Genomic DNA, 19,039 nt, shown 5'->3' on the forward strand with positions numbered 1-19,039 from the left:
TGCGCTCAGGCGGCCGCAAGGTTCCTGTGTGCCGGGGCTGGCTTGCCGGCCAAGCGAATCCATGCGCCGGCGACCGCCAGCAGCAGGAAGCCGATGGGCCCGTGCGGGCTGGCGTGGGCGGTCTGGATCTCCCAACCGAACGCGATGAGCAGAACCAGTGCCGGCCAGGGGGTACGGCGGGTGAGGTGGAGAGCAAGGGCCACGCTCACAGCGGCAAGGAGGACCATCCATGAGCCGGTGAGGCTTATGACCGACCCGACGCCACCCACCCACGGGTCCACCCAATCCGCATTGAGCAGCGCAATCGCGCCTTGTGCCTGCTCCGGCGTCAGAGTTCCGGCCGCGCGCATCGCCTCGATGTTCAGCATGCTGCGGCCAAGACCGATGCCGCCGATGGAATCGAGCGCCGTGTAGCAGATGAGGAAGAGGAAGGTCGCCACGCGCGACACCCAGGCCGCGAGACAGGCAAGGCCATCCTCAATCCCCTCCACGGCCATCCAGAGCCCCACCGACACCAGCCCGAGCATCGGAAGCTGAACCATGTGCATGGTGAACCACCAGGTCGGCCCGAAATAACCGAGCGCCCAATAGCGCGGGTCAAACGGCTGGGACGTGCACAGATAGGCATACATGCCCGGGCTGCTGGTGAAGCCCGCCGGATGGAAAAGCTCCATGCCGGCGAGAACAAGGGGTGCCGCGCAAAGGCACGCCCACCACAGGATTCCCTTAATTTTCTTGTCCATGTCCCACCCCCGATCCCGTGCGAGCTTAGCCTACCGGTGGGCCTGCCGAAACGGATCGCGGCGAGGCTTATCCGGCGAATGTGGACTGCGGCGACGGGGCTTTCGCGGCCGCCGGCTTGCTGGCCCGCGCGGCCTTTGCCGGTGGAAACAGGAGCTGCCGCACCGCTGCCGCCAGCGCCAGCGAAAGGCCCGCGATCAGCACCCATGCGGCAGGGCTAACCCCAAGCTGCGGCTGGAAATTCGCCGCCGCCACCAGCCAGGGATCCACGCCGGTCAGCAGCCCGTACCAGGCGACTTCGCCGAGCCCCGTCAGCACCGCGCCGAGCACCGTCACGCCGGCGAACAGCAGGGGTCCCACACGGTTCGAGAAATGGAAGACGATGCGATAGACGAACAGCACGATCAGCAGGCCGCCCATCATGACGGCTTCGGTCACATCCAGCTTCGACTGGATCAGGAAATGGGCAATGGCAAGGATTGCAATGGCGTAGACGCTGGCGTGCAGGGCGTTCCAGCGCTTTGCCCCCATGCGGCGGATGATGCGATCAAACGAGGTGCCCCCCAGCGCCAGCAGCAAGGCAACCGCCACCGCCCCGATGGTGAGATAGAAGCGCAAGACGATCTCACGCCCCGCCGCCGTAAAGCTATAGCCTTGATCTACCACGAACAATCCGAGATGCAACACGGCATAGAACAGCGCCGCGAGACCGAGATTGCGGCGCGCCAGGACCAGCTTCGGCCAATGGAACAGGCGCCGGACCGGGGTGACGGCGAGGCTCAGGAGCAGGAAACGCACCGCCCACAGGCCGGTGAAATGGATCGCCGCCGCAACCGGCCGCCCCCCGAGATCGCCCGCCAGCGCCCACCCCGCCAACCACAGTACGGGGATCGCCGCCCCTAGAAGAGTGAGCGTCAGTTCCGGGCTGAATTTGCCGTTGCGTTCGTGAAACAAAGCCATGATGCGTATTCTCTCGCTGTCGCTCAAGATACGCAAAACGCCGCGCCAAAGTTACGACCCATCATGACACAAGCCCGTGAGGCCGCACATCATACAGCGACGGGGGCCTTGATGGCAGGATGAGGATTATAATCCTCAATCACCACGTCATCATAGCGGAATGCAAAGATGTCGCGCACCTGCGGGTTCAGCACCAGGCGCGGCAAGGCACGCAGGGGACGGGACAATTGCTCCCGCGCCTGTTCCATATGGTTGGAATAAAGGTGGACGTCACCAAACGTGTGAATGAATTCTCCAGCTTTCAGTCCGGCCACCTGCGCGACCATGGAGGTTAGCAGGGCATAGGACGCGATATTGAAAGGAACGCCGAGAAATACGTCGGCGGAGCGCTGGTACAGCTGGCAGGAAAGCTTGCCTTCCGCGACATAGAACTGAAACAGGCAATGGCACGGCGGCAGCGCCATCTTCGGCACATCGGCCGGGTTCCAGGCGGTTACGATCAGGCGCCGAGAATCCGGATTGCGCTTGATGTCGGAGATGACCTGGGCGATCTGGTCGATCACCCCGCCGTCCGGGGTCGGCCAGGAGCGCCATTGATGGCCATAAACCGGGCCGAGATCGCCGGTCGCATCCGCCCATTCGTCCCAGATGGAAACGCCATTTTCCTTGAGATATCTGATATTTGTGTCGCCCGCCAGAAACCACAGCAGCTCGTGGACGATGGATTTCAGATGCAGCTTCTTGGTGGTGACCAAGGGGAAGCCCTCGGCCAGATCGAACCGCATCTGATGGCCGAACACGGAGAGCGTGCCGGTGCCGGTCCGGTCCTCCTTGCGGACGCCCTCGGCCAGAATGCGCAGAAGAAGGTCGTGGTACTGGCGCATCTCAGCCCTTCTCCGTCCCAATTCCGTGCTTCTCCGCGAGATTTATGCACTCCACCAGGAAAAGTCATCGCCGCAGGTCGCGAAGCCGCCTCCGGACCCACACAAATTCGTGTTGCGACGCAATATCCCTTCGCTCCAGCTTCGCTGCGTCGCAGCGTTGACATGGATCAATCGGCTGCCCACTGTGGACGCATTCCAAGGGGAGCCCCGCGAGGGGGCTGAGAGATCGCCTTCCGGATCGGTCGTCACGACCGCCGGCGCCGCGATGACCCTTCGAACCTGATCCGGGTCATGCCGGCGAAGGGATCGGAATAGGCCTCCGCCACGATTCGCCCCGCGAATCCCACCCGGAGGCCACCCGTCTCCTAAGCTCGAATTCCCGGATCTCATTTGAAGCGCGAGCTTGAAGGAGATCCGTATGCTCGACGAAGCCTCCACCTCATCCTTGAAGGTGACGACAGGCCCCCTGCTCCAATCCCGCAAGGTGTTCATTCCCGCCGACCGTCCCGACGTCCAGGTGGCGATGCGGGAGATCAGCCTGTCCGATCCCGCCGAACGCCCGGTGCGCGTCTATGACACCTCCGGCCCCTACACTGATCCCGCTGCCCTGATCGACCTGACCAAGGGCCTCGCCGAGCTGCGCCGCGGCTGGGTGCTCGAGCGCGGCGATGTCGAGGAAGTGGAAGGGCGCGCGCAGAAGCCGGAAGACGACGGCCTGAAGCCGGGCCAGACCAGCCACCTCCCGGCGTTCGACCGCACCGGCAGGAAGCCGCTGAAGGCGAAGCCCGGCAAGCGGCCGACTCAGATGGCCTATGCCCGCGCCGGCATCATCACCGCCGAAATGGAATATGTGGCCGCGCGCGAAAATCTCGCACGCGCCAATGGCGGCGCCCATCCGCACCACAAGGCCATGGGCCTCGGCTCCGCCATTCCCACCGACATCACGGCGGAATTCGTGCGCGAGGAAGTGGCGCGCGGCCGCGCCATCATCCCCAACAACATCAACCATCTCGAAACCGAGCCGATGGCCATTGGCCGGAACTTCCTGGTGAAGATCAACGCCAATATCGGCAATTCCGCCGTCACCTCGGGGGTTGCCGAGGAGGTGGACAAGCTGGTGTGGGCGATCCGCTGGGGCGGCGACACGGTGATGGACCTGTCCACCGGCAAGAACATCCACACCATCCGCGAATGGATCATCCGCAATGCCCCGGTGCCCATCGGCACGGTGCCGATCTACCAGGCGCTGGAAAAGGTGAATGGGGTCGCCGAGGACCTCACCTGGGAGATCTTCCGCGACACGGTGATCGAGCAGGCCGAGCAGGGCGTGGACTATATGACCGTCCATGCCGGCGTGCGCCTCGCTTATGTGCCGCTGACCGCCAATCGTGTCACCGGCATCGTCTCGCGCGGTGGCTCGATCATGGCCAAATGGTGCCTCGCGCATCACAAGGAAAGCTTCCTCTACGAGCATTTCGAGGAACTCTGCGAGATCTTCGCCCAATATGACGTCGCCTTCTCGCTCGGCGACGGCCTGCGCCCCGGCTCCATCGCGGACGCCAATGACGCCGCCCAGTTCGCCGAGCTGGAGACGCTGGGCGAACTCACCGAGATCGCCTGGAGGCATGATTGCCAGGTGATGATCGAGGGGCCGGGCCATGTGCCGCTTCACCTCATCCGCGAGAATGTGGAAAAGCAGCTGAAGATCTGCCACGAGGCCCCCTTCTATACGCTCGGGCCCTTGGTCACCGACATTTCCCCCGGCTACGACCACATCTCCTCGGCCATCGGTGCGGCGATGATCGGCTGGTTCGGCACCGCCATGCTCTGCTACGTGACGCCGAAGGAGCATCTCGGCCTGCCCAACCGGGACGATGTGAAGACCGGCGTTATCTCCTACAAGATCGCCGCCCATGCGGCGGATCTTGCCAAGGGGCATCCAGCCGCGCGCATCCGGGACGATGCACTCTCCCGGGCCCGCTTCTCGTTCCGCTGGCGCGACCAGTTCGCGCTCTCCCTGGACCCGGAGACGGCAGAGCAGTTCCACGATGAGACCTTGCCGGCGGAAGGCGCCAAGGTGGCGCATTTCTGCTCTATGTGCGGGCCGAAATTCTGCTCCATGAAGATTTCCCAGGAGCTGAAAATCGAGGCCGGCGACATCGCCCGCGCCGAAGCCGACAACCAGGCGGCGGCGGGCATGGCGGAAATGGCGCAGAAATTCCGGGACGGCGGCGGCAAGATCTACGCCCCCGCGCCCGACGTTGCGGAACCGCCCTCGGCCTGAGCGCCCGCGCCGCAAAAGAAAACCCCGCCCTTCACAGGGCGGGGCCAGACCCGGAAAATCGTTCCGGTCAGTCGAACGTGGCGCTTGTGGTATCCGATTTGCGATTATAGCGAATCGTAATCTTGGACACGCTGCAAAGGTCGATATTCTTCCAGACTGCGGTCGAATCATCGTCGTCATAGACCACTTTCAGGTCCCATTTGCAGGCGTTTGTGCTGCGGTTAAACTTGATCGTCCAAGTATCGCCATCTTCCAGAACGTCCTTACCGAGAACGTCCTCTTCCCAGTCATCGGACTTCACCGGCGAGACATAGACGTGACTGATGTCATAGCCGGTTTTGTTCACGAGCACGAAATCCTGCTTTCCAGCCGCATGCACAGGTGCAGCGATCATCATGAAACAGGACAAAGCAAACCAGAGACCTGGAAACGCGTATTTCATTACCTCCCCCCATAATTCCCCCAATCGGGTAGATTTTGTTTAAGTTTTTATTTGGCGTCGTCAATCGTGACGCTTTGTCGTACGGCAAATTCAGGAGCTAGCCGGCGAAGGTCAAGCTACCGTGCGCGCCCACGACACGCGGGATTACCGGCGAATCCCTCTCCGCGCATCGAGCCGGCTGGCGCAGATCCTGCCCGCGCAGAAGATGCGCCGACCCGGCGTTTTCCGGCGGCAGGAAAGCGTGAAACGGCACTGGACAATCCGCGCTGCCCCCCTTGAAATGCCGGAACGTCCCGAGTAGGTTCCGCGCTCTCTTCGGCGCCCCCGCGCGCCGGAGCTTCGCAGGTGTAGCTCAGTTGGTTAGAGCGCCGGTCTGTGGAACCGGAGGTCGGTGGTTCGAGCCCACCCACCTGTACCATTGCCAGTCCCCGCCCTTTCGCCCCATGCCGCCCCAAGCACCGGGTGTACGGGGCGGGCCGTGATCTGGACAATCTGAGATTGCCTGCCCCATATTTTCGCTGAACTGCGGGGGCCCAATGCCACATCAACGCGTCATTGTCCTCGACACCGAGACCACAGGGGTCCTGCCTTACGACAAGCTTGTCGCCCTGGCTGCCATTCGGTTCGACCATGGCACCTATGTGGATCACATCTACCGCATCTACGACCCGCGCAAGGATTCCCATCCCGGCGCACTGGAGGTGCATGGTTGGGACGACTGGCTGCTCCGCTTCCAACCTCTGTTCGCCGAGGAAGCGGACGAGATCCGCGCTTGGCTCGATTGGGCGGATTGCTTGATCATGCACAATGCCGATTTCGATATGCATTATGTGGCGCGCGAGCTGAGGAAAGCGGAGCGCCCGCCGGTCGAAAAGCAGGTGTTCTGCACCATGCGTGCGGCCCACGGCCATTGGCCGGGCCACTCGGCCAAGCTTTCGGCCTGCGTGAGCCGGCTCGGACTTGGATCTCAGGCCGCGCGCCATGATGCGTTCCAGGACGCCTTCCTCACGGCGCAGCTCTATTTCCATCTGAAGCGCGCCGCGATTCCCCCTTGGCCGCTGCCCTGGCCGTCGCCAACAAATCTCCTGCCCGCCCCGCCTCGCCCACCGGCACCCTTGCCCCGCCGCTCGCCCAAGGGATCGAACTGGCGGGCCGCACCGGTCACGGCCTCCCCGCCGGCACAACAGACCGCAGCCGACGCGCGCCGGTGGGTGAGAAACGCCGTGGCGCATGCGCGCGATGGCCAATTGGTGATCCGCTTCGTGGCAGCCGGAGCCGATGTGCCAGCCGATGTTCAGATGGCGACACTCGACGCCTATTCGTCCCACGTGGCAGGCATCCTGCGGCTGCCATTGGATGGCAACCTGCGCGACGCGCTTCGGGCAAGCGCCATGGCCCTTCCCGGAAGCCAGAAAGGGGCAACCACGGCCTCCAGACGCCTTGCCGCCAACCCGGAGGAAATGTCCGTCGTCCTGCCGCTGCTGATGGGCATGATCAAGCGGGATGGTCGCCTGACCAGCGCGGAGGAACATGCCATGCGCCACATTTTCGCGGTGATCCGGGCATCGACCGGTACCGCGCGTGCGGATGCCGCGCGTGCGGATGCCGCGCGCGCGGATGCCGCAGATGACACCGCCGCGGCGGTGCCGTTGCGCGATGAGGCCTGAGCCGCCGGGCCGCGCTCTCGCCAGGCGCCCGCGCATCGCGTGCGCGGCTGGTGTATGAAACGGGGCATGGATTTCTCAGCTCCCGCCGTCGCCCTCGCCGATTATGAAGCGCGCGCCGAACAGCGCATGAGCGAAATCGCGCGCGCCTATGTGAATGGCGGCGCGGCGGATGAAATCTCGCTGCGGGAAAACCGCGCCGCCTTCGCCCGCCTGAAGCTTCAGAACAGCGTGCTCGCGGACCTTTCCGCCGCCAATACCCGCCTCTCGCTGCTGGGGCTCGCCCTGGAGCATCCGATCGCGCTGGCGCCGGTGGCCTATCATCGGCTGGTGCATCCGGAGGGCGAGATCGCGAGCGTGATGGGCGCGGGCGCAGCCAAGGCGCTGGCCGTGGTCAGCACCCAGGCCAGCGAGAGCCTGGAGCGCATCGCCGCCGCCGCCACCGGGCCGCTGTGGTTCCAGCTCTATATCCAGCACGACCGGGGCTTCACGGCCGATCTGGTGGCCCGCGCCAAGGCCGCCGGCTATCGCGCCCTGGTGGTCACGGTGGACGCGCCGGCGAGCCTGCGCAACCGCGAGCAACGCTCCGGCTTCCGCCTGCCGCCCGGCATCGAGCCGGTGAACCTGCGCGGCATGCGCCCCGGCCCGCCCGCCTGCGCCGAGATCGGCCGCAGCCCGCTGTTCTCTGGCTTCCTGGAGGGTGCGCCCACGTGGCGCGATCTGGATTGGCTCGCTGGGCTCACCGATTTGCCGCTCGTGCTGAAAGGCATACTCAACCCCGCCGATGCCCGACGCGCGGTGGAGGCCGGTGCATCCGCATTGATCGTCTCCAACCATGGCGGCCGCGCGCTCGATACGGTGCCGGCGACCATTGAGGCGCTTCCCCGCATCGCTGAAGCGGTGGCGGGCGCCCTGCCCCTTCTGCTGGACGGCGGCGTGCGGCGCGGCACCGACGTCCTCAAGGCCCTGGCCCTGGGCGCGAGCGCCGTGCTCATCGGCCGGCCCCATATCCACGCCTTGGCGGTCGCCGGCGCGGCGGGGGTGGCGCACGCGGTCCATCTGCTGCGGGCGGAGCTGGAAGTCGCCATGGCCCTCACCGGCCGTGCCAGCCTGGCGCAGATCGATTCCGGCGTGCTGTGGCGGGCATGAGCTCACCCCGCCGGCCTGCGGGCGCGCGTGGGACGGCGCACGAAGCCGGCGGACGCGCGCAGGCTCATGTCCCGCTCCAGCATCGCATAGGCCACCAGCAGCGCCCGGATGGTCGCGCGCGCATCCCCCTCGCAGGCCGCGATGGCCTCGTCCACGTCCTGCTCGCTGACGTCGAAATCCGCAGGGTCGGCGGGCTGGACCTCGGAGTTGAGGGTATCGGTGGACTTCGGCTCGCGCGGCATAGGTCGCCCCTCATCGGTCGGGGCCTATTCATTTCACAAGAACAAAAAGAGAACAAGAAGACTCTTCTGTCTTTCCCCCGCCGCGGCCGCCTGATGCCCTTTCTGAGAGGCGCCGCTTTAGCGACAGCCGCCACAGGCGGCCGTCGCTCTTTCACATCGAACCGTTCGCTGAGCCGGAGCCCCCTGCTGCGGGCAATGGATGCTCCATCGCCCCTGTTCACGCTGCGCGGACGGTCTCCAGGAAGCGCTTCATGACCACGGTCAGGGTTTCCGACTGCTTTCCAAGGCTGCCCGCCGCTTCCTGCACAACATTGGCGGCGCGATTTGAATCCTGCGCGGCCCCGTTGATGCCGATGACATTCTCGGACACCTGCTGCGTGCCCTGCGAAGCGCGCGCCACGTTGTGCGCGATCTCCCGCGTCGCCACGCCCTGCTGATCCACGGCCGATGCGATCGAAGTGGCGATTTCGTTAATCTGACCGATAACGTCGGTGATACTGACGATCGAGTCCGAAGAACTTTTCGTTGCCGTCTGGATGTCGGATATCTGCGCTTCGATCTCGGCGATCGCGCTCGAGGTCTGCGACGCCAGCTGCTTCACTTCAGAGGCGACGACCGCAAACCCCCGGCCGGCCTCCCCGGCTCTCGCCGCTTCGATGGTGGCGTTGAGCGCCAGCAGGTTGGTCTGCCCCGCAATGTTCCGGATCAGATCGACGATCTGCCCGATCTTGTCCGCCGAAAGCGACAATTCCTGAACCGTCCCGGCCGTCGCTTTCGCATTGACGGTCGCGGAGGCCGCAATACGGGCCGACTCGTCCACCTGACGCTTAATCTCGATGATCGAGGACGCCAGCTCTTCCGCTGCGGACGCTACGGTCTGGACATTGGCGGACGCTTCGTTGGATGCACCTGCGGCCGTCTCCGACTGGGCCGCCACCTTGACCGTCGCCGACGTCATCGTGGTCGCTGCGTTCTGCAACTGCTCGGATGCTGACCCGACGCCCAGAACCACGTTGCCCATGGCGCTTTCCAGCCCGTCGGCAAGCTTCAGCATGGCGGCGCGGCGCTCGCGATCCTGCTCCTGCCGGGTGACTTCCGCCTCGACGCTCTTGCGTTGCGCGTCCTCGGCGATGCCGACACGGATCTGATCGACAGCACGGGAAATGTCACCGATTTCGTCCTTGCGTCTCGCGCCGGCGATTTCCGCGACAGGCTCTCCGTTCGCCATGCGACGCAATGCAGTCGTCAAGCGCGTGATGGGACCGGAAATGCCGGACGCGAAGAAGGAGGTCACGATCAGCGCCGTGGCGGTCACGCCAAGGGCGGTCACGATCTGCCAGAAGATGGAATTGCTGCTCTTGGCCTCAAGCTGCAGCTTCAGACGCTCGACGTCGGCCAGAACCACCGCGCGCGGCACCGTGATGAGGACCGACCAGGTCAAGCCGGTGCGGCCGAGCGTTACGGGCGAAAACACCTTCAGTGCATCGCGCACCTTATCCACTTCGACGACCGGAACACCGCCGCTCAGGTGCGCCATGTCCTTTTCCGCCTCGGGATCGATGGCCTTCAGGGGACCACCGATCGCACGCGCGTCGGCGCTCGAAGCCACCACCAGTCCGGCGCTCGACACGATGGCCACCGACCCCTGCCCCTTATAGATCGATTCATTCACCTTATTGGCGAGGGTCTGAACGAAGGACAGGTCGAAATCGGTGCCCGCGACACCCGCGAACTTGCCGCCGATCATGATGGGAACGGAGAGGGTGGCGAGGAACACCGGCTTGCCTTGGACGATATAGGGCAGCGGCGCCAGGATGCTCTCCTTGCCGGTGCTTTCGGGACCGAGGAACCATCCGCCCTTCATCACACCGTTGGGATGCAGCTCGCGGCTGTCGTATTCCACCAAGGGCTGCAACGCGATTTTTCCAGCGGAGTCACGGGTCCAATACGGCAAGGCCCGGCCGGTTGCGTCGGACCCCATGCTGGTCTTGTTCTCAAACTCCGCATCATTCTGATCGAGCGCATTCGGAAGCCAGGCGCTGTAAGTGCCGTTAAGACGCGGATTGTTTTTCAGCACGCCCAAGAGGATGCCGTTCAATTGAGCGCGGCGGTTCTCAGGGGCGGACGCGTCGTTGTCCTGAGCGGCGATCACCTCCAGGCCAATGGCCATGGTTCGTGCTGCCTCGAAGGCAATATCAAGCTCGGTCTGCACGGTACGCGCCTGGACCGTGGCCAGTCTCTGAAGTGAGTCCTTACTTATCCCGTCAAGCAAACCATCGACATTTTCAACTACATAAGATGAGGTTTCGCGCGCTGATACGATGCCGAACCCAACCAGAGCCGCGGACGATGCGATGACCCCCAGAGATGACAATGCAATGACTTTAATTTTAATGGAATGCAGATTCATCTGGAGGCCCAACCTTGGTCGATTTTGCACCAGAGGAAGCTGTTAAATACCGGCATGCTCAGGGCTTGCATCGCACATAGGACAATAGTCAGATGGCATGCGGCATAGAGGCCGCCCCGGCACGCCATCAGCTGCGCGCCTTTTGTGGGCATCCGTGGGGCCCGCGAACTTCGGTCGCGATGGGAAGGCGCACGACACCTGCGCTTCAAAGATGTGAAGCGATACCGCCGGTGATTTTGTGCTGAAGAATGGAATGGCGGGAGTGACGGGGCTCGAACCCGCGACCTCCGGCGTGACAGGCCAGAGGTGCTTTTGTCTTTTCAACGCCGTGTGACACGTACAAGGGCTGGAGGCAGCCCCAAATTTACCCAAAGTGTCACAAGGTTGCCCCCCCTCAATCGGCGAACAGCCGCGGCGCGCGATCCCCCGGAGTGGGCAGGCCCGGGGATGTGAAGATCAGCTCCCGTGCCGCTTTCGGCTGCCCGTCTGAAACCGTGTAGACGAGTTCGACTTCCTGCCGGTCAAACGCGGCGAAGATCTCCCTGGTCTCGGGTACGTCGTTGATCGACAAAATGAAGTGGCCCTTGATTGTCGCGAGCTGCCCTGCCATCTGCGCGAACTCGCTCCGAGAGAAGGCCGCCGCGCCGTAGTCGCGCTCGGAGCCGAAATAGGGCGGGTCCAGATAGAATAGGACCTCGGGTCCGTCGTAGCGGGCGACGAACTCGCCATAGGGCAGACGTTCGATGATGACGCCCGACAAACGATGATGGAGATCATCTAGAGTGCTCGCCAGGCGCACCACATCGAAGCGCCCTGGTAGCCCATTGGAGACCCCGAACGATCGCCCCTCAACCTTCCCGCCGAATGCGGCGCGTTGCAAATAAAGGAATCGCGCTGCGCGTTCGAGGTCGGTCAGCGTGTCCGGGGGCGTGGCGAGAAGGCGGGCGAATTCCTCTCGGCTGGTCAGCCGCCATTTGAGCATGTCGATGAACGCCTGATAGTGGCGCTGAAGGATCCTGAAAAAGGTCGCCACGTCGCCGGAGAGATCGTTGATCACCTCGCAAGGCGGCGCGCGCCGGCGGCGCAGGAACACGCCGCCCATACCCACGAATGGCTCGGCATAGGTTCGATGAGGTACCGCATCAATCATATCGGTCAGAAGGGAGGCCAGCTGTCGCTTGCCACCAATGTAAGGGGCAGCCGGGCGAACCGGCGTAACATTGCGCAATAAATCGTGAGACATTGAGAACATTCCGCGAACACGCTAGCCTGCGCGTGCGCACCGGTGCGCACGGTGGGCAGCTTTCACGAAACCTGAGGCTGGGCGGGGATTCGGCCAGGAATGGACCCGCAGCGGAGAGGCGTTGTCGCGCCTTGAGGCCCCACCGGCCTATCCTTCTGGCCGGGTGCAGGTGTCCCGCAACACCTTAGAGCGGGGTGGGGATGCATTCTTATTGCGTAAAGCGCGTGAGCAATTTGCAACCACGGATAAAGAGCGATCGGCCGGCGGATGCCCTCACCTGAGCACCCCCCCATGAACCTCACGAACATGCGCGAAAACGGCGTCAGACACATCCTTGTGTCCTGCCTCGGGTGCAATCACTCGGCCGAGGTCAATGTGGACCGATTTCCCGGCCACATGTTCGTGCCGACGATGGCGCGACGTTTCCGATGCTCGCGCTGCGGATCGCGGCGGATCGAAAGCCGTCCGGCATGGCGGACACAAATAAAAAGCTCCACCCCGCGGTGAGGGGAGATGGATCTGGGAGATCAGACCCAAGCGCCAAAATATCCGTTTGACGCCGCACCTCTGCGCTCCTATATTTAGACACATCGGATGGCCGCTAGGGCCGCCGGGCAAGTCGGAAGGGACAGCCGCCATGATCAAGATGATCGAAATCCGCGCCGAAATGATCCGCTCATTTCCGAGCGTCGCCAAAGTCTCCGCATGGAAGGAAAGGTTTTATATTGACCTTTCGGGCCGCAACACCAGCTTCTCCGGCGACCGTACCCTCAAGATTTTCATAAGCGGAAATGAGCTGATTGTAGACGCGGGAAAGGGCTCCATGTCCCCGACCATGTCGGCTGCCTATGACATCTTCATCGCCGACATCGAGCGCATCGCCACCAAGACCTACGGCTACTCGGACTCGCTCAACGCTCGCTATACCTTCAAATGATGGTGAGGCGGGCGGCCACGAAGGGCCGCCCATGCGCGTTTCACGCGGCCTGAAATATTTCAATCCACAAGGAGCAGATCATGCCCCTCGACACCAAGTCGACGAATCCAGCATACTTGATGGGGAGGCTCTGCGCCATGGTCTATCCCGATAGCGTGGCAGACATCCCGCCCACGACGGTTGCGGCCATATTTCGCAGCCCCATGGCCGGCCTCGCGCTGCTCCGCCCCCGGCTGGACAATAGCCCCGATGTCGAGGAGATCATCGAGGCGCTCGATCCAGGCGCTGAAGGCCCACTCAAAGGCGAGGCGCAAGGACCCTACTGGCTGGGATATTATCACCAGCGTGCGACGGCAGCGCTTGCCTCACGCCTGGCCGTCGAGGATCTCCGCCGGATCGGCGAGGTGCTTTATGGACCCCGTTGGCAGACCGAAATGGCCCAGGCACTCCGGTTCGGCGACAGCGCGCGCATCAGACAGTTTTTAAGCGGCGCCCGCCCGATCCCGGCCGGAATCTATGCGGACACAATGGCGTTGCTGCGCCACAAATCCGAGACCGCCAAGGCACTAGCTGATGAACTCGAGCGCCGCTCCGCGCCCGACGAAGCCTGACACGCCAAACAAAAAGCCCCGTCTCCCCGTGAGGGATGCGGGGCCAGTCGGGCGAAAAGCCATCGTTGACTGATACAGGAAAAACCTGTATCACAATATCACCACGGGGCAACGCCCCACTCTCACGGGAGACAAGCCGATGATCGGGTCAGAGAAACAAATTGCTTGGGCTGAAAAAATCAGGCCAGCCCTGATTGCGCAGTGGAATGAGGCGGTCGCTGCTGCGTCGGCAAAAGCGCCATCACCCGATGCCGCCCCCATCGTGATTCTGCGCGGCATTGTCGAATATGCCGCCACGATTGAGGACGCGTCATTCTGGATCGACAGCAGGGGCGGCAGGATACTGCTTGACGTGAACCGGCAAAAAATCATTCGCGAGAAATTCGGCGTTGAGCGGAAGGCGGTATTAGGTGCGGTAGACCACCTACTGAGCTACGTGAACATTTTGGCCCGGCAGCGGGAGGGTGCACAATGACCACGCGAAACGAAAAAATCAGGCAGATGTGTGTCGAGCTAGCCGCTCGCAGCCTCAATATGTCTGCACAAAATGTTGAGGCCGCCCGGACGTTCGCCAATATCCTGGCCGGGATATACGACCCGCTCCGGATAGATCAACCGGATGACGCCTATGCGGATAGCATCGCGCTCGGACTGCACCAGCTATACGGATACGACGATGATTTATCGTCTCGCTCACGCCGCTTCATTGATGAGGCGGTTCGGGCGTGGGCGCGTTTCGTCGAAATCGTGGGGTATCAGGCCGCGCGGCAGTGCGATACCCGCACGTTCGCCGCAGTGGAGATAATGCAGGCCGGCGGGACGGATCGCCACGCCGCGATTTACAGAGTGATGGGGGCATCGTGACAGGCGACGATCTGCGCGCCGCGCGCGCCGCGCTCGGTGAACGTTGGGGTCTCGGCAGGCCGCTGCGCATGAGCGAGATGGGGCGCGCCCTGCAATTGCAGGGGCGCGATCCAGGCGCGACCATCCGCGAGATGGAACGGCGCGACAGGGTGTCGGGGCCGGTTGCTATTGCCGTGAGCTACATGCTGGGGCATGATCCGGTGTCCTCGCGCCTAGATGATATCCTGACGCCCGTTCCCCGCTAATGCGGGGATGACCCGGGTACGACGTGATGCCCGCCTTTAGAATGTTCCCTGCATTGGCGGGGATGAACCCTGTATAGGGGAGGCATCCTTGAGGATGTCAGTGCGTTCCCTGCATGTGCGGGGATGAACCAACCCGACGCTACCCGCCTCCCGTGGGGGAGACGGGCGGCGTCATCGGGAATCCCGTAACGGGACGAGCGAGAGGGAGCGCCACCCCTACCCCGGTCGAACCAATCGGTCCGCCCGCGCGCGCAGATCGTCCAAGGTGCCATCATTGTGCAGCACAAAATCAGCTAGCGCCGGCACGCGCTCGCTCTCGTGCCCGTTGGCCGGGCCGACGCCGGGACGGCGGATCTCGACCAGGACGCCACCGCGCGTCTTGATGGCGTCCGCCTCGAGGGCGAAGCGGCAGCTTTCCAGCACCACGGGGGTGCCGGCAGCGAGCATGCGGTCCACCTTCGCGCACCACAGGTCCAGCCAGATGGTCGGGCGGATGCAGTTGCGCCCGAACGCCGTGCCAAGATCCTGCTGCACCTGCGTCGAGGTCACGCCGAGCTCGGGCACGATCTCACGCTTGAGATCGCCGTCGATGATGCGGGCGATCATCTCCTCGCCATAGCCAATTTCCCGCAGCAGGGTCGCGAACATGGCGGCGAACGGCGCCTTGATGTGCGGCGCCTCAAAACCGTGCGCCGCGCACAGATGGCGGGCCACCTCCGATTTTCCGGCGCCGGCATACCCCATGAGGCCGATGAGGCGGGGCATCATGGTGACCTACCCTCGCAGCGGCGGGATCGGCGGCGGCGGGCCGTCGCGCCAGGCGCGGGCCCAGCGCAGCAGCGCTTCGCACAGGCTCATGCCGATCAGCCCGAGAATGAACCCCACCATCCCCTCCACCGAGGTCGACGGAATGTCCGGCGCCGCCATATATCGCGACGCGAGGACCGCGCCGACCGGCGTGCCATAGCCAGCCACGAAGGTGCCGACGATGGCGGTGCCGACGTGGCGCGGCCAGGTCCCGCCGGGCCGGGACAGCGACCGGACGATGCCGCCGGCGGCGCCGGCGACGATGTGGGTCACCTTGACGCCCAGGATGGTCGCCAGGGGATCGGGGGGAAGGTCCGCCATCACTGACCACCTCTCGACGCCCGAGTGGATGCCCAGGTGCTCGCGATTTTCTCGATGGTTCGGCCGCCGAAATAGGCGCCGACGATGATTCCCATGAGGTTGGTCATCTCCGGGCTCAGCGGATCGGTCGTGCCGAGGGCAAGCACCTTGTCCCACACCACAACCTTGCCGACGTACAGGATGAAAATGCCGGCGAACAGCGGCCTGGGCAGGGCGGAATACCATCGCCCCTGCTCGGCGATGATCAAGTCGCGCCCGGCCTGCTGCGCCGCCACCTCGGACTTGATCGCCTCGATGGTGACCTGGGACCGGATGCGCTGGTCCTCGGTTTGCGCATCGACACGCTTGTTCAGGGCATCGAGGATCTTGTCCACGACACCGCCGCCGAGCCACGACAGGAGGGTGGTGAAGAGCGTCGTCAGCATGAGATCCACTCCCCTGCGGTCAGGAATCCATGCCAGTGCGTGCCTGTTCCGCCGGCGGTCAGCCGGAGGACATGATGCACACTTGGGGTGAGGGTCGGACTATCCCGATTCCCATCCCACTCCCATGAGGGTGATGGATCTGGCCGGAACGGGAGCGCGCCGTGCCGGCCACATCCGCAGGGGCACACATAAAGCATCCCCGCCGTCGGACGATCGGCAGCGGCGAAGAACTCGAAAGCGCCCGGTGGCGCGTCAGGTGCGTCGATATCCTCGACAAGGATCGCGCGCACCCTCACGGCCGGTCCCGCCGGCCGGGGGGCGTGGTGGTCACCGCCCGGAACACCACATTGCCGATTGTCACCGCCAGCGTCACGGTCGCCGCGGAGGTCTTGTCCATGAGCTGCGTCCAGTCGAAACCGGACACGCTGTCGAACACGGCAGCAATGATCGGCGGCAGGCAGGCCAGGGCGTTGAGCACGTTGAAGGCGAACGTCCGCCAGCCCCGCGGGGCGAGGAACCATGCTGCCGCGAACGCGACGCAGACCAAGGAAAGCGCAAGCAGGATGTGCATGATCAGCCCCCAATGAGATTGGTGAAGAACGAGGCGATGGAATCCCACCAGTGGACGGCGGCGACGGTGCCGCTCACAGCCGCGGTCGCGACGACGGTCTTGGTGGTCGTATCCATCTTGGGCGGAGCCGGCGGCGCGGCGGCAAGCGCGTCCAGGCGGGCCAGCAGCACCATGGCGCCGCACTGCCCCGAAACCGCGCTCGCATCCCAGTGACCATCGGTGACGTACTTGCCCTTGGTGTAGTGGGTGGAATAGCTCCAGAGGTACGGCGACAGCACGGTCGGGTGATAGTTGCGATATCCCCATCCGTTGTACCCTTCGAGCTCAAAGGCGATGCTTTCTGGGCTCCAGTCGTCGACCTTGTCGAGACCGTCGTAGCGCATGGCGTCGATTGCGCTTTCTTCCCACGAGAAGGGAGGGCTGCCCGCCGTAGGCCGACCCTTCGGCACTTGCTTGGTGCGCGCGGTCAGCGGGTCGCCGTTGTGAAGATGCCCCTTGAAGGACAGCCCACATTCCATGGCGTGGATGACGCCGACCACCTTCCAAGGCACGCCCGTCGCCGCCTCGACCGCTGCATAGCGGTCCTTGCCGGCGAGGATCTTTCGGGCCACGGAATCGGCCGCCGCGCGTTTTTCCGGCCGAATGGTCATGCTCAACCATAGGCGTGCATATTCGCCCTTCAGGGCGCTGAAGGTCGGCATAGTCATCTCCGATGATGTGGAATGAACACAAAAAAGCCGCCTCAGCGGGCGGCGGACGGGCGGGATATTTTCGGAGGTCAGACCCGAGGATCGTCCACCACATACAGAGTGGGCCGGCTCACCTCATAGAGGATCGAGCCCGTACCGACGTGGGAACAGATGTGTTTGAAATTGAGGTGCGTCGTGCCGGCCGGGATCTGGAATGGAGGTGTCCGGAAATAATAGGGGTGCCCATTGAGCCGGACATCTCCGATGGGTGTCGTGAGGTCCGCCACATAGTTGGAGCTCACCGCAGACGTTGCGGCCCCCGTGCTTGATGTGCGGGACTCGACTTGCAGCGACCAGCCGCGCAGTAGCTCACCACCTGTATAGAGCCAGACCAGCGCCTCGGCGCGCACCCACTGCCCGTCATAGGCGGACGCCGCAATGCTGGAATTGCCTGACCCTGAGGTGTCGGAAAACAGCGGCCACCACGTCACAGGCGTCTCATCAGATGCCGTGATGAGCACCCGTACCCCGGCTTTGCCGCCCGGATCGGTGATCGTTGACGCGACCGCGCTCGACGCGGGCGTGCCGCCACTGCACCCGACGCGGATATAGCTCGGCAGCGTGCCGCTGAGCGTCGTGGCGACACCGTTGTTGCCGCCGGTCCCGGTCAGGTTGCCATTTTGGTATAGGTTCGTTCCGGCGAAATCCGCATCCGGCCGGGGCTGCACGACACGGCGGATGGTATCCAAAAACACGAGGCTGTCGGCCGTCACCCCCAGCGGCAGAGCGTGCAGCCCGTCCAGTGTGGTGTCGGCGAGCGCCTCTTGCATAGCCGACATGGGATCCGCGAATGCGGTCGCCAGATCGGCGAGATACACGCCGCTCGTCTGCGCGGCAAAATCCCGTAGCTTGTCGTCCAGGCTCATCTTTTTGCGCCGATCGACGCTGTTCGCCGCCAGCGCGTTCGCGCCGCTGGTCCCGCGCGCATTGGGCGTGCAGAGGATCGGTATGGCGCCGCCGTCGAGCACCCGCTGCACATTGTCCCGAATGCCGGCAAATGCGACCTGCGGCGTCAGGCTGACCAGCTCATTGGGGCCGGTATAGAGCACGATCGCGGCATAATCCTCGGAGAGCGCCGCTTCGATCTGCGTCACCTGAGCGGCGTATGTCGTGCCCCCGACGCCCTTGTTGGCGCCGCCGATGTTGTTGGGTTTTGTGGCGTCGTACCAGCAGTCGAATTCAAATCGCGGGTCCAGGAGCCGCGCGCGGGTGACAAAGCCACCGGCGGACGTGACCATCAGGATTGCCGACAGCGCGCCGGCATTGGCCTCCATGCTGCTCGATCCGACGCCAGCGATCCGCGCGCCGTACGGCAGCGGAGGCTGGAGCGGTAGGCCGGCCATGCGGCCGGTAAGATAATCAAAATTGCTGTTGGCCTTGCCAAATGCCGACCGCAGGCTGTCGCCCGTGCCGTCGTTGGCGGCGGAGCCGGTATTGATGGTCTGAATGCTCATGGTGGTGACGCTCCGGAGGGATGGCAGCGCGCCGGC

The 19,039-nt window shown here is 64.0% G+C and carries 22 protein-coding genes, 1 tRNA gene and 1 riboswitch; of the genes, 9 read left to right on the forward strand and 14 right to left on the reverse strand.

The window, feature by feature from the left end; translation table 11 throughout:
* Positions 1–5 precede the first annotated feature (5 nt).
* The 3 genes from V5G24_RS12965 to V5G24_RS12975 all read right to left on the reverse strand — a co-directional run bounded on the left by V5G24_RS12965 (position 6) and on the right by V5G24_RS12975 (position 2,585).
* On the reverse strand, positions 6–743 hold the full coding sequence (locus V5G24_RS12965; RefSeq protein ID WP_394085866.1) for a hypothetical protein: 738 nt from the start codon (positions 741–743) through the stop codon (positions 6–8).
* A 67-nt stretch (positions 744–810) separates the two neighbouring features.
* The gene (locus tag V5G24_RS12970; protein ID WP_394085865.1) at positions 811–1,701 is read right to left on the reverse strand and encodes a protein-methionine-sulfoxide reductase heme-binding subunit MsrQ; all 891 of its coding nucleotides are present in this window, start codon (positions 1,699–1,701) and stop codon (positions 811–813) included.
* Positions 1,702–1,790: 89 nt separating this feature from the next.
* On the reverse strand, positions 1,791–2,585 hold the full coding sequence (locus V5G24_RS12975; protein WP_394085864.1) for a thymidylate synthase: 795 nt from the start codon (positions 2,583–2,585) through the stop codon (positions 1,791–1,793).
* 188 nt (positions 2,586–2,773) lie between these two features.
* Positions 2,774–2,908: riboswitch (TPP riboswitch) on the forward strand.
* Between the two features lie 95 nt (positions 2,909–3,003).
* Here V5G24_RS12975 and thiC point away from each other — a divergent pair.
* Positions 3,004–4,869, forward strand: coding sequence for a phosphomethylpyrimidine synthase ThiC (gene thiC / locus V5G24_RS12980; protein ID WP_394085862.1), 1,866 nt, complete (start codon positions 3,004–3,006; stop codon positions 4,867–4,869).
* A 67-nt stretch (positions 4,870–4,936) separates the two neighbouring features.
* Here the strand turns inward: thiC and V5G24_RS12985 are convergent, their stop codons facing one another.
* Positions 4,937–5,311 carry a hypothetical protein gene (locus V5G24_RS12985; protein WP_394085861.1) on the reverse strand — a complete coding sequence of 125 codons (375 nt, stop codon included), beginning with the start codon at positions 5,309–5,311 and terminating at the stop codon, positions 4,937–4,939.
* A gap of 341 nt (positions 5,312–5,652) precedes the next feature.
* On the opposite strand from V5G24_RS12985, the gene V5G24_RS12990 reads away from it, so the two are divergent.
* From V5G24_RS12990 to V5G24_RS13000, 3 genes are all read left to right on the forward strand, one after another.
* Positions 5,653–5,729: transfer RNA gene (locus V5G24_RS12990), tRNA-His, on the forward strand.
* 118 nt (positions 5,730–5,847) lie between these two features.
* The gene (locus V5G24_RS12995; protein ID WP_394085860.1) at positions 5,848–6,978 is read left to right on the forward strand and encodes a 3'-5' exonuclease; all 1,131 of its coding nucleotides are present in this window, start codon (positions 5,848–5,850) and stop codon (positions 6,976–6,978) included.
* Between the two features lie 66 nt (positions 6,979–7,044).
* On the forward strand, positions 7,045–8,124 hold the full coding sequence (locus V5G24_RS13000; RefSeq protein WP_394085859.1) for an alpha-hydroxy acid oxidase: 1,080 nt from the start codon (positions 7,045–7,047) through the stop codon (positions 8,122–8,124).
* Positions 8,125–8,126: 2 nt separating this feature from the next.
* Here the strand turns inward: V5G24_RS13000 and V5G24_RS13005 are convergent, their stop codons facing one another.
* From V5G24_RS13005 to V5G24_RS13015, 3 genes are all read right to left on the reverse strand, one after another.
* Positions 8,127–8,366, reverse strand: a complete 240-nt coding sequence (locus V5G24_RS13005; protein WP_394085858.1) for a hypothetical protein — start codon at positions 8,364–8,366, stop codon at positions 8,127–8,129.
* Between the two features lie 217 nt (positions 8,367–8,583).
* Positions 8,584–10,776 (reverse strand): methyl-accepting chemotaxis protein, encoded by a 2,193-nt coding sequence (locus V5G24_RS13010; RefSeq protein WP_394085857.1) that lies wholly within the window; start codon positions 10,774–10,776, stop codon positions 8,584–8,586.
* A 394-nt stretch (positions 10,777–11,170) separates the two neighbouring features.
* Positions 11,171–12,019: a DNA adenine methylase gene (locus V5G24_RS13015; protein WP_394085856.1), complete on the reverse strand. Its 849-nt coding sequence runs from the start codon at positions 12,017–12,019 to the stop codon at positions 11,171–11,173.
* 637 nt (positions 12,020–12,656) lie between these two features.
* Between V5G24_RS13015 and V5G24_RS13020 the strand changes: the two genes are divergently transcribed.
* The 5 genes from V5G24_RS13020 to V5G24_RS13040 all read left to right on the forward strand — a co-directional run bounded on the left by V5G24_RS13020 (position 12,657) and on the right by V5G24_RS13040 (position 14,676).
* Positions 12,657–12,956, forward strand: a complete 300-nt coding sequence (locus V5G24_RS13020; RefSeq protein ID WP_394085855.1) for a hypothetical protein — start codon at positions 12,657–12,659, stop codon at positions 12,954–12,956.
* Between the two features lie 80 nt (positions 12,957–13,036).
* Positions 13,037–13,567 (forward strand): hypothetical protein, encoded by a 531-nt coding sequence (locus V5G24_RS13025; protein WP_394085854.1) that lies wholly within the window; start codon positions 13,037–13,039, stop codon positions 13,565–13,567.
* Positions 13,568–13,706: 139 nt separating this feature from the next.
* Entirely contained in the window at positions 13,707–14,042 is a 336-nt protein-coding gene (locus V5G24_RS13030) for a hypothetical protein (protein WP_394085853.1), read from the forward strand.
* Complete coding sequence (locus V5G24_RS13035) at positions 14,039–14,431, forward strand: hypothetical protein (RefSeq protein WP_394085852.1); 393 nt, start codon at positions 14,039–14,041, stop codon at positions 14,429–14,431. The genes V5G24_RS13030 and V5G24_RS13035 overlap by 4 nt, the downstream gene beginning before the upstream one ends.
* Positions 14,428–14,676, forward strand: coding sequence for a hypothetical protein (locus V5G24_RS13040; RefSeq protein WP_394085851.1), 249 nt, complete (start codon positions 14,428–14,430; stop codon positions 14,674–14,676). Before V5G24_RS13035 ends, V5G24_RS13040 begins: the two co-directional genes overlap by 4 nt.
* A gap of 216 nt (positions 14,677–14,892) precedes the next feature.
* Here the strand turns inward: V5G24_RS13040 and V5G24_RS13045 are convergent, their stop codons facing one another.
* The 7 genes from V5G24_RS13045 to V5G24_RS13075 all read right to left on the reverse strand — a co-directional run bounded on the left by V5G24_RS13045 (position 14,893) and on the right by V5G24_RS13075 (position 19,003).
* Positions 14,893–15,444 (reverse strand): hypothetical protein, encoded by a 552-nt coding sequence (locus tag V5G24_RS13045; RefSeq protein WP_394085850.1) that lies wholly within the window; start codon positions 15,442–15,444, stop codon positions 14,893–14,895.
* Positions 15,445–15,450: 6 nt separating this feature from the next.
* Complete coding sequence (locus V5G24_RS13050) at positions 15,451–15,804, reverse strand: hypothetical protein (protein WP_394085849.1); 354 nt, start codon at positions 15,802–15,804, stop codon at positions 15,451–15,453.
* The gene (locus V5G24_RS13055) at positions 15,804–16,229 is read right to left on the reverse strand and encodes a 3TM-type holin (protein WP_394085848.1); all 426 of its coding nucleotides are present in this window, start codon (positions 16,227–16,229) and stop codon (positions 15,804–15,806) included. The genes V5G24_RS13050 and V5G24_RS13055 overlap by 1 nt, the downstream gene beginning before the upstream one ends.
* Entirely contained in the window at positions 16,223–16,426 is a 204-nt protein-coding gene (locus V5G24_RS13060) for a ubiquitination-like system serine protease family protein (protein ID WP_394085883.1), read from the reverse strand. The genes V5G24_RS13055 and V5G24_RS13060 overlap by 7 nt, the downstream gene beginning before the upstream one ends.
* 95 nt (positions 16,427–16,521) lie before the next feature.
* Positions 16,522–16,800 (reverse strand): hypothetical protein, encoded by a 279-nt coding sequence (locus tag V5G24_RS13065; RefSeq protein ID WP_394085847.1) that lies wholly within the window; start codon positions 16,798–16,800, stop codon positions 16,522–16,524.
* 2 nt (positions 16,801–16,802) lie between these two features.
* Positions 16,803–17,501: a hypothetical protein gene (locus tag V5G24_RS13070; RefSeq protein ID WP_394085845.1), complete on the reverse strand. Its 699-nt coding sequence runs from the start codon at positions 17,499–17,501 to the stop codon at positions 16,803–16,805.
* Between the two features lie 77 nt (positions 17,502–17,578).
* Positions 17,579–19,003, reverse strand: coding sequence for an SGNH/GDSL hydrolase family protein (locus V5G24_RS13075; RefSeq protein ID WP_394085844.1), 1,425 nt, complete (start codon positions 19,001–19,003; stop codon positions 17,579–17,581).
* Between the last annotated feature and the right edge of the window lie 36 nt (positions 19,004–19,039).

The organism is Roseixanthobacter finlandensis, from assembly GCF_043195105.2.
GTDB lineage: Bacteria > Pseudomonadota > Alphaproteobacteria > Rhizobiales > Xanthobacteraceae > NCEH01.